At 72.7% G+C, this 14,118-nt stretch carries 15 protein-coding genes; 10 read left to right on the top strand and 5 right to left on the bottom strand.

Annotated features, from left to right (window positions below):
- The first annotated feature begins 22 nt into the window (after positions 1–22).
- The 4 genes from ACFWAR_RS09765 (at position 23) to ACFWAR_RS09750 (ending at position 4,185) form a co-directional block, all read left to right on the top strand.
- Complete coding sequence (locus ACFWAR_RS09765) at positions 23–1,234, top strand: amidohydrolase family protein (RefSeq protein ID WP_385774917.1); 1,212 nt, start codon at positions 23–25, stop codon at positions 1,232–1,234.
- A 5-nt stretch (positions 1,235–1,239) separates the two neighbouring features.
- A complete protein-coding gene (locus ACFWAR_RS09760) occupies positions 1,240–2,409 on the top strand; it encodes an acyl-CoA dehydrogenase family protein (protein ID WP_385774915.1) in 1,170 nt (389 codons plus the stop codon).
- Positions 2,410–2,415: 6 nt separating this feature from the next.
- Positions 2,416–3,390 (top strand): acyl-CoA dehydrogenase family protein, encoded by a 975-nt coding sequence (locus ACFWAR_RS09755; RefSeq protein WP_385774913.1) that lies wholly within the window; start codon positions 2,416–2,418, stop codon positions 3,388–3,390.
- Positions 3,391–3,711: 321 nt separating this feature from the next.
- On the top strand, positions 3,712–4,185 hold the full coding sequence (locus ACFWAR_RS09750) for an ATP-binding protein (protein WP_385774911.1): 474 nt from the start codon (positions 3,712–3,714) through the stop codon (positions 4,183–4,185).
- Between the two features lie 243 nt (positions 4,186–4,428).
- On the opposite strand, the gene ACFWAR_RS09745 is transcribed toward ACFWAR_RS09750, so the two are convergent.
- Positions 4,429–5,355, bottom strand: a complete 927-nt coding sequence (locus ACFWAR_RS09745; protein ID WP_385774909.1) for a cyclase family protein — start codon at positions 5,353–5,355, stop codon at positions 4,429–4,431.
- Between the two features lie 97 nt (positions 5,356–5,452).
- Between ACFWAR_RS09745 and ACFWAR_RS09740 the strand changes: the two genes are divergently transcribed.
- Genes ACFWAR_RS09740 through ACFWAR_RS09730 form a run of 3 tightly spaced genes read left to right on the top strand, consistent with a single transcriptional unit; the run spans position 5,453 to position 8,651 of the window.
- Positions 5,453–6,373 (top strand): SDR family NAD(P)-dependent oxidoreductase, encoded by a 921-nt coding sequence (locus ACFWAR_RS09740; protein ID WP_385774906.1) that lies wholly within the window; start codon positions 5,453–5,455, stop codon positions 6,371–6,373.
- A gap of 8 nt (positions 6,374–6,381) precedes the next feature.
- On the top strand, positions 6,382–7,587 hold the full coding sequence (locus ACFWAR_RS09735; protein ID WP_385774904.1) for an acyl-CoA dehydrogenase family protein: 1,206 nt from the start codon (positions 6,382–6,384) through the stop codon (positions 7,585–7,587).
- Positions 7,584–8,651, top strand: coding sequence for a Zn-dependent alcohol dehydrogenase (locus ACFWAR_RS09730; RefSeq protein ID WP_385774902.1), 1,068 nt, complete (start codon positions 7,584–7,586; stop codon positions 8,649–8,651). Before ACFWAR_RS09735 ends, ACFWAR_RS09730 begins: the two co-directional genes overlap by 4 nt.
- 42 nt (positions 8,652–8,693) lie before the next feature.
- Here ACFWAR_RS09730 and ACFWAR_RS09725 read toward each other — a convergent pair whose 3' ends face one another.
- Complete coding sequence (locus ACFWAR_RS09725; RefSeq protein WP_385774900.1) at positions 8,694–9,710, bottom strand: sigma-70 family RNA polymerase sigma factor; 1,017 nt, start codon at positions 9,708–9,710, stop codon at positions 8,694–8,696.
- A gap of 90 nt (positions 9,711–9,800) precedes the next feature.
- Between ACFWAR_RS09725 and ACFWAR_RS09720 the strand changes: the two genes are divergently transcribed.
- Positions 9,801–10,250, top strand: coding sequence for a hypothetical protein (locus ACFWAR_RS09720; protein WP_385774898.1), 450 nt, complete (start codon positions 9,801–9,803; stop codon positions 10,248–10,250).
- Here ACFWAR_RS09720 and ACFWAR_RS09715 read toward each other — a convergent pair.
- Positions 10,240–10,863: a flavin reductase family protein gene (locus tag ACFWAR_RS09715; RefSeq protein ID WP_385774977.1), complete on the bottom strand. Its 624-nt coding sequence runs from the start codon at positions 10,861–10,863 to the stop codon at positions 10,240–10,242. The genes ACFWAR_RS09720 and ACFWAR_RS09715 overlap by 11 nt on opposite strands.
- A gap of 129 nt (positions 10,864–10,992) precedes the next feature.
- Here ACFWAR_RS09715 and ACFWAR_RS09710 point away from each other — a divergent pair, with 129 nt between their 5' ends.
- A complete protein-coding gene (locus tag ACFWAR_RS09710) occupies positions 10,993–11,913 on the top strand; it encodes a hypothetical protein (RefSeq protein ID WP_385774896.1) in 921 nt (306 codons plus the stop codon).
- 43 nt (positions 11,914–11,956) lie between these two features.
- Here the strand turns inward: ACFWAR_RS09710 and ACFWAR_RS09705 are convergent, their stop codons facing one another.
- Positions 11,957–12,319: a VOC family protein gene (locus tag ACFWAR_RS09705; protein ID WP_385774894.1), complete on the bottom strand. Its 363-nt coding sequence runs from the start codon at positions 12,317–12,319 to the stop codon at positions 11,957–11,959.
- Between the two features lie 159 nt (positions 12,320–12,478).
- Positions 12,479–13,081 carry an Imm21 family immunity protein gene (locus tag ACFWAR_RS09700; RefSeq protein WP_385774892.1) on the bottom strand — a complete coding sequence of 201 codons (603 nt, stop codon included), beginning with the start codon at positions 13,079–13,081 and terminating at the stop codon, positions 12,479–12,481.
- 277 nt (positions 13,082–13,358) lie between these two features.
- Between ACFWAR_RS09700 and ACFWAR_RS09695 the strand changes: the two genes are divergently transcribed.
- Complete coding sequence (locus ACFWAR_RS09695) at positions 13,359–14,066, top strand: DUF4937 domain-containing protein (RefSeq protein ID WP_385774890.1); 708 nt, start codon at positions 13,359–13,361, stop codon at positions 14,064–14,066.
- Positions 14,067–14,118: the final 52 nt, after the last annotated feature.

Raw genomic sequence — 14,118 nt, 5'->3', positions numbered from 1 at the left:
CCAGCGAGGGGAAACCGGATACATGGAACTGCCCCGGATCATCAGCGTCGACGACCACGTGATCGAGCCCCCGCACCTCTTCGACGTCTGGCTCCCGGCCAAGTACCGCGACCGCGGGCCCAAGGCGCTCACCGCGGGCATCGGCGAACTCGCCTACACCGGCGGCAAGTACGTGATCACCATGGACCCCGACGGACCGCCCACCGACTGGTGGATCTACGAGGACCTCAAGTTCCCGTACAAGCGCAACATCGCCGCCGTCGGCTTCGACCGCGACGACATGACCCTCGAAGGGATCACCCGCGCCGAGATGCGCCGCGGCTGCTGGGACCCCAAGGCCCGGCTCGCCGACATGGACCTCAACCACGTCGAGGCCTCCCTGTGCTTCCCGACCTTCCCCCGCTTCTGCGGGCAGACCTTCGCCGAGGCCCACGACAAGGAAGTGGCCCTGGCCTGCGTGCGCGCGTACAACGACTGGATGGTCGAGGAGTGGTGCGGCGACAGCGGCGGACGGCTGATCCCGCTGTGCATCATCCCGCTGTGGGACATCGACCTCGCGGTCGCCGAGATCCGCCGCAACGCGGCCCGCGGGGTGCGCGCCGTGACCTTCTCCGAGATCCCCACCTACCTCGGGCTGCCGTCCATCCACTCCGGCTACTGGGACCCCTTCTTCGCGGTCTGCCAGGAGACCGGCACGGTCATCAACATGCACATCGGGTCGAGCTCCCAGATGCCCGCCGCCTCCCCCGACGCGCCGCCCGCCGTCCAGGCCTCGCTCAGCTTCAACAACGCGATGGCCTCGATGATGGACTTCCTCTTCTCGGGCGTGCTGGTCAAGTTCCCCACCCTCAAACTCGCCTACAGCGAGGGACAGATGGGCTGGATCCCCTACGCCCTGGAGCGCGCCGACGACGTCTGGCAGGAGCACCGCGCCTGGGGCGGCGTCCGCGACCTGATCCCCGAACCGCCCTCCACCTACTACTACCGGCAGATGTTCTGCTGCTTCTTCCGCGACAAGCACGGCATCGCCTCGCTCGACGTCGTCGGGCGCGACAACGCCACCTTCGAGACCGACTACCCGCACGTCGACTCGACCTTCCCGCACACCAAGGAGGTCGCCCTCGACCACGTCAAGGGACTGGACGAGGAGACCGTCTACAAACTGATGCGCGGGAACGCCATCCGGATGCTCGGCCTCGACCTCGACCGCGACCGGCGCCCGGCGGGACGGTAGCCGCGGTGGACCTCACCTACACCGAGGAGGAGCGGGAGTTCCGGGCCCGGCTGCGCGAGTGGCTGGGCAAGACGCTCCCCGAACTGCCCGCCCGGCCGTCCCCCGACGACTGGCCGGGCCGCCGCTCCTACGACCTCGGCTGGCAGCGGCGGCTGTACGACGCCGGATACGCCGGTCTGCACTGGCCGCTCGACGCGGGCGGCCGCGGCGCCACCCCGACCCAGCACCTGATCTTCCTGGAGGAGACCGAGCGGGCCGGGGCGCCGTACGTCGGGGCCAACTTCGTCGGGCTGCTGCACGCCGGGCCCACGATCGCGGCCGAGGGCACCGCCGAGCAGCGGGCCCGCTGGCTGCCGCCCGTGCTGCGCGGGGACGAGGTGTGGTGCCAGGGCTTCAGCGAGCCCGACGCGGGCTCGGACCTGGCCTCCCTGCGCACGAAGGCGGTGCGCGAGGGCGACGAGTACGTGATCACCGGGTCGAAGATCTGGACCTCGCACGCGGAGGTCGCCGACTGGTGCGAGCTGCTGGTGCGCACCGAACCGGTCAGCGCGAGCGTGCCCAAGCACCGCGGGATCACCTGGCTCGCGATGCCGATGGACGCGCCCGGGGTGAGCGTGCGGCCGCTGCGCACGCTGGCCGGGTCGACCGAGTTCGCGGAGATGTTCCTGGACGGGGTACGGGTGCCCGTCGGCAACCGGGTCGGCGCCGAGAACGACGGCTGGCGCGTCACCATGGTCACCCTGTCCTTCGAGCGCGGCACCGCCTTCGTCGGCGAGGTCGTCGCCTGCCGCCGGACGCTGGCCGCGCTGGCCCGCACCGCCAAGGCGAACGGGCGCTGGGACGACGCAGTGCTGCGGCGCAGGCTGGGGCGGCTGTACGGGGAGTTCGGCGCCCTGTGGCGGCTCACCCAGTGGAACGTGAGCGAGTCGACGCGCTCCGGCGGGGTCCCGGGCATCGGCGGCTCCGTCTTCAAGCTGCGCTACTCGCACGCCCGCCAGGAGCTGTACGACACGGCGGCCGAGGTGCTGGGCGCGGCGGGCGGGGCGCTGTCGCTGGAGGAGGAGTGGACCCTGGACCGGCTCTCCTCGCTCTCCTACACGATCGCGGCCGGGACCTCGCAGATCCAGCGGAACATCGTCGCCGAGCGGATCCTCGGCCTCCCGAAGGGCCGGTGAGGGACCGTGGACTTCCAGTTGACCGAGGACCAGCGGGACCTGCGCGCGGGCGTGCGGGAGCTGCTGGCGGGGCGGTACGGGCGCGAGGCGCTGCGGGAGTCGGTGGACGCGGCCGAGCGGGACGGCGCGGGCGTGGTCGACCGGGTGCTGTGGCGGGAGCTGGGCGAGGCCGGGTTCTTCGCGCTGCGGCTGCCGGAGGGCGGCCCGGACGGGGGCGTGGGGCTCGGGCTCGCGGAGGCCGTGCTGGTCTTCGAGGAGGCCGGGCGGGTGCTGCTGCCGGGGCCGCTGGTGGCCACGCACCTGGCGGCCGGGGTGGTGCCGGGCGCGGCGCAGGGCGCCGCGGTGGTGACGGCCTTCGACCTGGACGGCCCCTTCGTCGCGTACCTGGGCGAGGCGGACGCGGTGCTGGGGGCGGGACCTCCCCCGGGCGACCCCGGGGGAGGTCCCGCGCAGGGCCCGTGGCCGGCGGGCGGCTGCGTGCCGGTGCGGTCCGTGGATCCGCTGACGCCCCTGTACCGGACGCCGGGGCCGGGGTCCGCGGGCGCGCCGTCGGCCGCGCTGCGGGACGAGGGGGCCCTGCTGACGGCGGCCCTCCAGGTGGGCAGCGCGCTGCGGACCTGCGAGCTGGCGGTGCGGTACGCGAAGGAGCGCGAGCAGTTCGGGCAGCCGATCGGGGCCTTCCAGTCCGTCAAGCACCTGTGCGCGCAGATGTTGGTGCGGGGCGAGGTGGCCCGTACGGCGGTCTACGCGGCGGCGGTGACGGGCGACACCGGGGAGATCGCGGGCGCCAAGCTGCTGGCCGACGAGGCGGCCGTGCGCAATGCGCGCGACTGCCTCCAGGTGCACGGCGGGATGGGGTTCACCTGGGAGGCGGACGTGCACCTGCACCTGAAGCGGGCGTGGGTGCGGGCCGAGCAGTGGCGCACGGCGGCCGAGGCGGAGGAACTGCTGGCGCGGGAGCTGGGCGCCCTGCTGCCGTGAGGCGGCCCGGAGCGCTGTAACGGTTGGGACGGCGCAGGACGCATGTCCGATTACAGAGAGTTGATATCGGTTTGTGTCCTTCGCCCCCCTCGCTACGGACCGGAGTCGGTCGCGTGCTCCGGTACGCTCCGACGAATGCGAGCGGTTGAGCGGCGCGGGCGTCGCACAGTATGCAGCACGCCTACTCCTTCGCGCTGGAATATGCCCGAAGCGCTTGTTGTGGTGACTGTATGTCAACCATGCTGCTCGGCAAGGGGATCACGGACCGTGATCCCGTACTGTCGCGAGGCGATGTGTCCGCCGGTTCGGGTGGTGTGAGCGGTGCAGGTGCTTCAGGTTCAGCTTGAGGTCGGGCCGGATCCCGCAGAGGTCGGCCGAGCGCGCAGGTGGGCCCGGTCCCGCCTGGCCGGATGTGGAATGGGGGACGACGAGCCGCTCGCGGACACCCTGCTCCTGCTGATTTCGGAGCTGGTCACCAACGCGGTGGTGCACACCGGTTGCCCGGCCGTGCTGCGGATGCTCTTCGGCGGCCCGGCGGTCCGGGTCGAGGTGGCCGACGCGAGCGACCGCCCGCCCGCCCCCCGGCACGCCGACGGGGACGACACCAACGGGCGCGGCCTGGAGCTGGTGGACGGCCTCGCGGACCGCTGGGGCTGGCAGCGCGAGGGCTCCGGCAAGCAGATCTGGTGCGAGATCGACTGCGCCGGGGAGGGCTCCGCGGGGGGCCTCGGCGGCCCCGCCGAGGAAGTTTCCGAAAAATGTGACCAGGTACGGGAACCGCGCGTGTACCTCTAACGAGGTGTTGACGGACCGTCATGCATTGATCACCCTTGGGGGAGCGATTCGTCGCGAGGGGACGCCAAGGGCAGACCTTGACGAGTGCGGGTCGTTGGGTGGCGGCTGCCGTGCGGCGCTCGGGGCGTGCACGAATGTACGCCGCCACCCACAGTCGACGCCCCCGGACGCCGTCCGTGCGGGGCTTGCGCCGTCCGCGAGGGTCGGACGCGGTCCGTGAGGGTCGGACGCCGTCCGTGAGGGTCAGAGGATGGCGACCGGGGCGACCGGCGTGCCCGTCCCGCCGACGAAGGGCTCCGGCATCGCGGAGAGCAGGAAGGAATACCGCCGCTCTTCTCCACAGGCTGTGGACAACTTTTCGAGATTCCAGTTCTGGCCCTGGTGCATGCCCATCTCGACCAGGTCGAGGGCGTGCACCGGCAGCCACAGGTTCTCGATCTCCGGCGGGAAGATCTCGAAGGTCAGGGTGTCGTTCGCGACGGCCGCGACGTCCCGCGCGTGGAACCACTCGGGCGTGCGGACGGACAGCCCGGGCGACGGATAGCCGTAGCCGTGCTTGTCGCCCGCCAGGTAGACCTGGACCTGCCCGGTGCGCACCAGCACGATGTCGCCGGGCCGGACCGTGACCCCGCCGAACTCCTCCGCCTCCACCAGGTCCTCCGGGGTCACCGCGTGCCCGCCCGGCAGCCGGTCCAGGCCCTTGGCGCGGGCCACGTCCAGCAGCACCCCGCGCGAGACGATGTGGCCGGCCTTGTCGATGCCGCTGAACTGGGCGCGGGAGTGCGCGGTGATGGTGTCGGCGGGGCGCCCGTTGTAGATCTTCCCCGAGTGCGAGACGTGGGTCAGGGCGTCCCAGTGCGTCGCCGACTGCAGGCCCATGGTCACGGCGTCGTCGCTGCACGCCACCGTGCCCGGGCCGAAGATCTCCTGGTTGATCTGCACCATCGTGTGCAGCGGATTGATCCGGCCCGGGATCATGCCCGCCTGGACGCCGTCCTCCTTCAGTGGGAGGGCGAGCGGGATCCGGCGTCCGGTGCGGATCTCGGCGGCGGCCGCGCGCACCACCTCGTCGGTGATCAGGTTCAGGGTGCCGATCTCGTCGTCGGCGCCCCAGCGGCCCCAGTTGTTGACGCGCTTGGCGATGTCGTGGAACTCGGGGGGCAGGCCCATGGGTCTCGTCACTCCTTATGGACTGGGGCTTGTGCTGGCGCATCTGACTGCCCATAGAATCTAACGGTCCGTCAGAAACAGCGGGAAGGGGCCGGACATGGGGAACTTCTTGGCAGGCAAGGTCGTCGCCGTCACGGGCGCGGGCCGGGGCATCGGGCGGGCGGTCGCGCTCGCGGCCGCCGCCGAGGGCGCCAAGGTCGTCGTCAACGACTACGGCGTCGGCATCGAGGGCGGCGAGCCCACCAGCGAGATAGCCGACGGCGTGGTGAAGGAGATCCTCGCCGCGGGCGGGGAGGCCGTCGCCGTCGCCGACGACATCTCGACCATGGCGGGCGGCCAGCGCATCGTGGACACCGCGCTCGCGCGCTACGGCCGGATCGACGGCGTCGTCTGCGTCGCGGGCATCCTGCGCGAGCGGATGCTCTTCAACATGTCCGAGGAGGAGTGGGACCCCGTCGTCGCCACCCACCTCAAGGGCACCTTCACCGTCTTCCGCGCCGCCTCCGCCGTCATGCGCAAGCAGGGCACCGGCACGCTCATCGGCTTCACCAGCGGCAACCACCAGGGCTCGGTCGCCCAGGCCAACTACAGCGCCGCCAAGGGCGGGATCATCTCCCTCGTCCGCTCCGCCGCCCTCGGCCTCAACCGGTACGGCGTCACCGCCAACGCCGTCGCCCCGGTCGCCCGGACCCGGATGTCGGCGAACGTACCGATGGAACTCAAGGAGATCGGCGAACCGGAGGACGTGGCCGCACTGGTCACCTACCTGCTCAGCGACCGGGCCGTCGCGGTCGGCGGCGAGAGGATCACCGGGCAGGTGTACACGATCGCCGGACCCAAGATCGCGGTCTGGGCGCAGCCGCGCGAACTGCGCGCCGGATACGCCGAAGGCTCCTGGACCCCCGAGAAGATCGCCGACTTCCTCCCGGGGACCGTCGGCACCGACCCCATGCCGATGCTGGCGCAGCTGGAGGCCATGGCCAAGGCGGCGGCCGCCAAGGACCGCCCCAACGCGTAGGAGCTCCCATGGACTTCGGCTTCGGGGCGGCGGACGAGGAACTGCGCGCCGACGCGCGGCACTGGCTCCGCGAGCACCTCGTGGGACCGTACGCGGGGGCCCGCGGACTGGGCGGGCCCGGCAGCGAGCACGAGGGCGTGGCCGAGCGCCGCGCCTGGGAGCGCGAGCTCGGCCGGGGCGGCTGGATCGGCCAGGGCTGGGACGTGCCCGACGGCGCCTACGGGCAGCGCCGGCTCTCCCTCACCGGGCAGGTCGTGTGGGCCGAGGAGTACGCGGCGCTGCGCGCGCCCGGCCGGGTCGGCCACATCGGCGAGAACCTCCTCGCGCCGACCCTGATCGCCCACGGCTCCCGGGAGCAGCGGGACCGCTTCCTGCCCGGCATCGCCCGCGGCGAGGAGCTGTGGTGCCAGGGCTACAGCGAACCGGGCGCGGGCTCCGACCTCGCCGGGATCCGCACGAGCGCGGTGCGGGACCCGGCGGACGGCCGCCACCGCGTCACCGGCCAGAAGATCTGGACCTCGCTGGCCCGGGACGCCGACTGGTGCTTCGTGCTCGCCCGCACCGAGTCCGGCTCGCGGCGCCACCACGGGCTGTCCTTCCTCCTCCTGCCGATGGACCAGCCCGGCCGGATCGAGGTCCGGCCCATCCGGCAGATGTCGGGGACCGCCGAGTTCAACGAGGTCTTCTTCGACGGCGCCGAGGCCCACGAAGTGGTCGGCGGCGAGGGCAACGGCTGGGCCGTGGCCATGGGTCTGCTCGCCCTCGAACGCGGGGTCTCCACCCTGGTCCAGCAGATCGGCTTCGCCGCCGAACTGGAGCGGGTGGTCGCCGCGTTCCTGACCTCCGCACAGGCCGGCGACCCGGTCCTGCGCGATCGGCTGGTCACCCAGTGGGCCGAGCTGCGCACCATGCGGTGGCACGCGCTGCGCACCCTGGGGGCGGCCGCGCCGGACGCGGGCGCGCCCAGCGTGGCCAAGCTGCTGTGGGGCGGCTGGCACCGTCGGCTCGGCGAGCTCGCGGTGGCGGTGCGCGGCGCGCAGGCCACCGCCGGGTCCGCGCCGTGGGCGCGCGGGACTCCGTACGAGCTGGGCCTCGACGAGGCGCAGCGACTGTTCCTGTTCACCCGCGCCGACACGATCTACGGCGGTTCGGACGAGATCCAGCGGAACATCATCGCCGAGCGCGTGCTCGGCCTGCCTAAGGAGTCCAGGTGAGAGGCGTCGTGTTCGACGGCAAGCAGACCCAGGTGGTCGACGACCTGGAGGTACGGGATCCCGGGCCGGGGGAGGTGCTCGTCGCCATCAAGGCGGCCGGGCTGTGCCACAGCGACCTGTCGGTGATCGACGGGACGATCCCCTTCCCGCCGCCGGTGGTCCTCGGGCACGAGGGCGCCGGGGTCGTGGAGGCGGTCGGCGCGGGCGTCACGCACGTGGGCCCGGGCGACCACGTGGCGCTGTCCACCCTCGCGAACTGCGGCGCCTGCGCCGACTGCGACCGGGGCCGGCCGACGATGTGCCGCAAGGCCATCGGGATGCCGGGCAGGCCCTTCTCGCGCGGAGGCGAGCCGCTGTACCAGTTCGCGTCCAACTCGGCCTTCGCCGAGCGGACCATCGTCAAGGCCGTCCAGGCCGTGAAGATCCCCGCTGACATCCCCTTCACCTCGGCCGCGCTGATCGGCTGCGGGGTCCTGACCGGGGTCGGCGCGGTGCTGAACCGGGCCAAGGTGGACCGCGGCGAGTCGGTGGTCGTCATCGGCACCGGCGGGATCGGCCTGAACGTCCTGCAGGGGGCCCGCATCGCGGGCGCGACGACGATCGTGGCCGTGGACGCCAATCCGGCGAAGGAGGCGGTGGCCCGGCAGTTCGGCGCCACGCACTTCATCGACGCCTCGGCGGTGGCGGACTCCTCGGCGGCGGTGCGCGAGGTCCTCCCGACGGGGGCGGACCACGCCTTCGAGTGCGTGGGCAACGTCAAGCTGATCCGCCAGGCGATCGACCTGCTCGACCGCCACGGCCAGGCGATCCTGCTGGGCGTGCCGGGCTTCAAGGAGGAGGCGTCGTTCCTGGTCTCGTCCATGTACCTGGACAAGACGGTCATGGGCTGCCGCTACGGCTCCTCCCGCCCCCAGCGCGACATCGCCCTCTACGCCGAGCTGTACCGCCAGGGCCGGCTGCTGCTGGACGAACTGGTCACCGAGACCTATCCGGTCGAGGACTTCGCGAAGGCGGCGGACGACGCCCACCACGGGCGCGTGGCGCGGGGGGTCCTGACCTTCTGAGGGGCGGGGGCGGGACCTCCTGCGGTCCCGCCCCGCCCCCGCCTACTGCGTTCCCGGTCGGGGGGTGTTCCAGGGGCGGAGCTTGTCCGGGTTGCGGACCGCCCAGATGCGGCGGACGCGGCCGTCGTCCGTGAGGTCGAAGGCCGCCACGGTCACGGTCACGCCGGAGTGCTGGGCGACCAGCCCGGGCACGCCGTTGACCGTCCGCTCCAGGAGGGTCAACCCGGGGGCCCTGTCGGCGATGTGGATCAGGTACGCGGCGATCTGCTCGCTGCCCTCGACCGGGTGCAGGACGGCGCCGACCGCGCCGCCGCCGTCGGCGGTCATCGTGGCCGCGGGGTCGAGCAGGCCGACGAGGGCCTCGATGTCCTTGGCCTCCCAGGCCTCCTTGAAGTGCCGGACCAGGGTGGCTTGCCCGGGGCGACCGGGCTGCCCGGGTCGCGCGGGCCGTTCGCTCCGGCCGGGCTGTTCGTTCTGACCGGCCGTGGGGAGCGGTGGCACCTGCGCGGAGCGCACCCGGCGGCGGGCCGAGGTCGCCAACTGGCGGCAGGCCGCGGGCGTGCGGCCGACGATGTCGGAGATCTCGCCGAAGGGGTACCGGAAGACGTCGTGCAGTACGAACGCCACGCGCTCGGCCGGGGTCATCGACTCCAGCACGACGAGGAACGCCATGTTCACCGACTCGTCCAGGGTGACCCGGTCGGCGGGGTCGTCCGGCAGGTCCCCGCCGCCCGTGCGGCCGCTGAACCACTCCGTGCGGTCGGGCAACGGCTCGGGTATCCACTCGCCGACGTAGCGCTCGCGCCGGACCCGCGCCGAGCCGAGCACGTCCAGGCAGATCCGTCCGGCGACCGTCGTCAGCCAGGCGCCCGGGGACTCGACCGCCTCCTGCCGCCGCGGGGACATCGCGTACCAGCGGGCGTAGGTCTCCTGCACGGCGTCCTCGGCCTCGGCCAGCGAACCGAGCAGCCGGTAGGCGAGGTTGGTGAGCCGCCGCCGCTCGCCGACGATGAGGCTCAGGTCGCGGTCGGCGCTGTGGGTGGTGTTGCTGCTGGTCATGGCGCTCACCTCACATTTCGCGGGCCCGTCTCGTCGGACCATCGAGAGAGTACCGATCCACCGCCGTGAGGCAGACGAGGGGACCGCATCATGAGCACGCACGCGACGGCAACACCGGTGGGAACGCAGGAAGTTCAGGGCGGGGCGCGCGAGGGTTCGGGCAGGTTCGCGCGGTTCGTGCGGGTCTCGATCGCCCTCCAGACCCTGTCGATCTTCTTCCAGGCGTCCACCGCCGGACTGCTGCTGGCCACGTCCTACGGCGAGACGCTGCACGGAGTCGGGGCGCGCGTGATGTACGGCGCCTCGATGCTGTACCTGCTCGCCGCGGTCCTGGCGTGGCGCCCGGGCGGCGGCTCGGCGCGCCCGACCCTGTACGCGTCGGGCTTCCTCGTCCTCGCCTCGGTCCAGGTGGTGCTCGGCATCGCGCACGTGCCGACGTACCACGTGCCGCTGGGCGTCCTGATGTTCGGCCTGAGCGTGCTGGACCTGGGCCGGGTGCTCCTCGTCCGCCCGCGGGCGGGGGCGCGGGTCACTGGCTGAGGCGGCCGAACTTCCCCTTGTGGAAGAGCAGCGGGCCGTCCTCGCCCGCGGCGCCCATCGCCTCGACGCGGCCGACGACGATCAGGTGGTCGCCGCCGGTGTGCACGGCGTGGATGCGACAGTCGATCCACGCCGGTACGGCGTCCAGCTGGGGCGAGCCGGTCACGGGGGCGGGGTGGTGGACCACACCGGCGAACTTGTCGGCCCCGCTGACCGCGAACGCCCGGCACAGCAGGCCCTGTTCGGCCCCCAGGATGTTGACGCAGAACACCCCGGCGCGCGCGATCCGCGGCCAGGTGGTCGACGTACGGGCGACCATGAAGGTCACCAGTGGCGGGTCGAGCGACAGTGATGCGAAGGACTGGCAGGCGAAGCCGGCCGGGGTGTCCTCGCCCTCCGCGGCGGGCGCGGTGATGACCGTGACGCCGCTGGCGAAGTTGCCCATGACGGACCGGAATTCGGCCGGATCGATGGGCGCGCGCTCGTCGTCGCCGACGGCCCGCAGCTCGGGGCGCGGATGCGCGTCGACCCCGGCGGGGGAGGTGGCGGATCCCGGGTGCCCGGCGGACCTGAGGTATCGGACGACGGTGGCCGCCATCCCTGCGTGTCCCATCACGAGAACGATTGAACCTGACGGTATGTCAGATGGGAAGGGGCGGGGAGGGGCGAGGAGGGGGGGTGGGTGATGAGGTGTAGGGTCCGGAGGAATTGAACGCGTTCAGGCGGTGAGTGGGGGCTCCGGGTGACGGGTGGGACGGAAGGTGCGGAGCAGGGGGGCGCGAGGAACCTCCGCGAGGGCCAGATCCTGCGGGGAGGCGGCGCGATCGCCGGGGCCCAGTTCGTCCTGTGGTGGCTGTGGTGGCTCATCACCATCGACACGCGGGACGACTACGGCCTCGGTCTGGGCGGTGGTATCGCCGCCATCGGGATCTGCTGCTTGGGCCCCCTCGCCGCGGTCCTGGCGGGCTTCCTGCACTCCCTCGTGTTCACCTGGCCGGTGACCGCCCTGGCGCGGACCGGCGCGGCCCGGACGAAGACGCGGGCCCGCTGGTGGGCGGCGGCGGGGCTCGTGCTCCTGGCGGCGGGCTATGCCTGGCCCCTCGCCCGGGTGGGCGCGGCGCCCTACGCGCAGGTGTGGGCCTGGGCGGCAGCTTTCGGTGTGCTCCCGCTTGCGGGGGTCGCCCACGCGGCCCGGCGCGGGGCCTCGGGGAGGACGGTGATGCGGGCGGCGGGCTGGCTGCTGGGCTTCGGCCTGCTGTTCGGGTTCGGCGGCGGGATCATCGCCGACCAGGCCGGCTGGATCAGGACGTACGAGCCGCCCCGGCTGGAGCGTACGGAGTACGTCGCCCGGTGGACCGGTGACGACGGGGCGCGACTGACGCTGCGAGCCGACGGCTCGGCCACCGCCGAACGCCTGCCGCGGGTGGGGCCGGGGCGCGAGGTCGGAGGGGAGCGCTGCACGGGTACGGGCACGTGGCAGTTCCGGGAGGAGGGGTCCGCCGGTCGGCACGAAACCCGCTTCGTGCGCGACGGCGTCACGGTGACCCTCCCGTCGTGCGACGACGCGTACGACTGGCAGGTGGCGGGCGACCGGGACCACCCCGAACTGTTCGCCGCGTACGGCGTCGACCCGGACGAGGTCCGGATCCTGCGGCGCGGGTGAGTGCTGCGGGTGGGTGCTGTGGGTGAGTGCCGCGGGTGGGTGGTCAGGCGGTGACCACGCAGAACTCGTTTCCTTCGGGGTCGCGCATGGTCTGGAAGGACCCCTGGTCGTCGGTGACGGTCTCACCCGTCGCCGCCGCGCCCAGGGCGAGCGCGGCGGCGACGGCGGTCCCGATGTCGTCCGCGCGGACGTCGAGGTGCAGGCGGTTCTTCCCGGCCTTCTCCTCGGGCACGGGCTGAAAGGCCAACCGCACGCCCCCGGGCAGATCGACGTGCGACCACCCGCGCGCCCGGTCCACCGGCTCCCCACCGAGCAACCGCGCCCAGAACCGGACGAGCGCTCCCGGATCGCGGGCGTCCACGACCATCTGGTGCAGGACGATGCGGGAGTTCAGCGGAGTGGTCATGGGGGTGAGGGTAAGGCAGCCCGCGCGGGGGCGGGGGCGGGGGCGGGAAGCCCCCGACGGAAGGGCAGGGGGGGACAGGACCACTTCCCGGGGTTCCGGGCGGTGAACGCAGTCGTCTCGCCGGGAGCCGTGGAGCGCTGGGGTTCCGGTGGTGCGGGGTCACGTGCGGGGTCTCGGTGGAGCAGTGGCTGGTAGGAGCTGGACTACGCCGACCCAGGGGAACTCGCCGGTCTTGTGGCAGGCGCGGACTTCCCATCGTCCTGCGGATACGTCGACCGGCGCTTCGTCCGGTTGTCCTCTGCCGTCGGGGTAGGGCGCGCCGAGGTCCTTACCCGCCTCTGCGGAATCCATGAGGACCGCGGGGCCATCGGTTTCCCAGACTCCGCAGTCCTCCCAAGGGGTCGCCGGGTCGCTCAGGACGGCCGCTGCGGCGGCGAGCAGTTCGGTGTCGGAGTCGGCGGCCAGCCACCGCAGGAAGAGCTTCTGCTCCGGCAGGTAGCAGGTGCTGGCGGCCTCGTCCCCCAGCACCAGTGCGGACGCGGTGCCGGTGTCGCCCAGGCTGATCACTGCGGCGTACTCCTCGACCGCGCAGGCTCGGTCGTAGTCGTCTGGTTCGTCGGTGCCACCGAGGATCACGCCTTCCTTGGTGCAGCCGTCCCATTGGTGCAGCGCGGACACGGGAACGACGATCAGCGGTCCACCCATGGACTCCACCCACGTAGGACCGGGACCGGGACGGATCGCGTCGGCTCTCTCGCTCATTCGCGCAGTCTGCCCTGGCCCAGTGACAGGCCGTCCTCGGGCCTGATGGCGGTGGGCGTTGCTGTGGTCAGTGTGCTGGGCGCGGAGTGGTTGCGGGTAGTGAGAGATCGCGCAGGTGGGTTCGCAGGACGTCGGCGCACGCCTGTGGGGGCAGGAGCGCGGGGTGCAGGGGTCCGGCCAGGTGGTCGGTCGTCGCTGCTGCTGTGGGGGTACTTCTCGCGTAGGGGGTGGGGTCTGCTACTCGAGGGTGATTGACGCTACCCCGGGCCTCGGGCCGATGATCGTTGGTGTCGGGGAAGGCATGGGAACGGGTGGGGAGGGGCTGGGCGGCATGTGGGGGAAGTGGATCGGCTGTGGTGTGCCGGAGGGTGCGCGGGAGGGGTTTTCCGCGGGGCAGCGCGCTTGGGCGGTGATCGGTGACCAGCCCGGGCTGGTCGGGCAGGTGGGCGGCTGGGACGCTGCCGGCGGGCGGGCCCATGTCCTGGGGTTGTGGGAGGACGTCGAGGCGTACGGGCGGTTCATGGACGACCGGCACGACGAGGTGTTCGCGGGGAGCGGGCAGGCGGGCAGCTGCACCGGCATCGAGACGGCCGGGGGCGAGAGCGTCCTGGAGATGGCGGGGGACGCGGCGGATCTGGCGCAGGCGTTGGAGGACGCGACGCTGCTGAGGGTCGCCGACTGCCGTCTGGTCCCGGGTCGGGAGGAGCACTTCATGGAGGTGCAGCGGGAGGTGTGGGCGCCGGGCATGGCGGCGGGGGGCATGCTCGCCGGAGTCGTCACGGGGCTCGGCGGCCATCGCTACCTGGTCACCACCTTGTGGTCCGGCCCGGAGGCGCACGAGCGGTATGCCGCCGCGCACCTTCCGGCCCTGCTCACTCGCGCGGGCCTGCGCGAGGATCTCCGCTCGACGACCGGCCACCTCATACCCCTGGAGCCGAGCTGGCGGGTCCTGCCGGTAGCGGCTCCGCCGGTGCGTGGGGGCTGACGGGCTGCGGGCGGTGTACCTCCGGGCGGGTGAATGCGGGTGGGCGGGGCAC

This window comes from Streptomyces sp. NPDC059917 (assembly GCF_042730635.1).
Lineage (GTDB): Bacteria > Actinomycetota > Actinomycetes > Streptomycetales > Streptomycetaceae > Streptomyces.
The sequence above is the reverse complement of the archived record's forward strand: the minus strand, read 5'-3'. Positions and strand labels throughout refer to the sequence as shown.

Bases quoted from the DNA above. Each gene is read 5' to 3' on its own strand.
- ACFWAR_RS09765 (WP_385774917.1), top strand. From the start codon at position 23: ATGGAACTGCCCCGGATCATCAGCGTCGACGACCACGTGATCGAGCCC.
- ACFWAR_RS09745 (WP_385774909.1), bottom strand. From the start codon at position 5,355: ATGGGCCTGCCCCCCGAGTTCCACGACATCGCCAAGCGCGTCAACAAC.
- ACFWAR_RS09740 (WP_385774906.1), top strand. From the start codon at position 5,453: ATGGGGAACTTCTTGGCAGGCAAGGTCGTCGCCGTCACGGGCGCGGGC.
- ACFWAR_RS09735 (WP_385774904.1), top strand. From the start codon at position 6,382: ATGGACTTCGGCTTCGGGGCGGCGGACGAGGAACTGCGCGCCGACGCG.
- ACFWAR_RS09725 (WP_385774900.1), bottom strand. From the start codon at position 9,710: ATGACCAGCAGCAACACCACCCACAGCGCCGACCGCGACCTGAGCCTC.
- ACFWAR_RS09720 (WP_385774898.1), top strand. From the start codon at position 9,801: ATGAGCACGCACGCGACGGCAACACCGGTGGGAACGCAGGAAGTTCAG.
- ACFWAR_RS09715 (WP_385774977.1), bottom strand. From the start codon at position 10,863: ATGGGACACGCAGGGATGGCGGCCACCGTCGTCCGATACCTCAGGTCC.
- ACFWAR_RS09705 (WP_385774894.1), bottom strand. From the start codon at position 12,319: ATGACCACTCCGCTGAACTCCCGCATCGTCCTGCACCAGATGGTCGTG.
- ACFWAR_RS09700 (WP_385774892.1), bottom strand. From the start codon at position 13,081: ATGAGCGAGAGAGCCGACGCGATCCGTCCCGGTCCCGGTCCTACGTGG.
- ACFWAR_RS09695 (WP_385774890.1), top strand. From the start codon at position 13,359: ATGATCGTTGGTGTCGGGGAAGGCATGGGAACGGGTGGGGAGGGGCTG.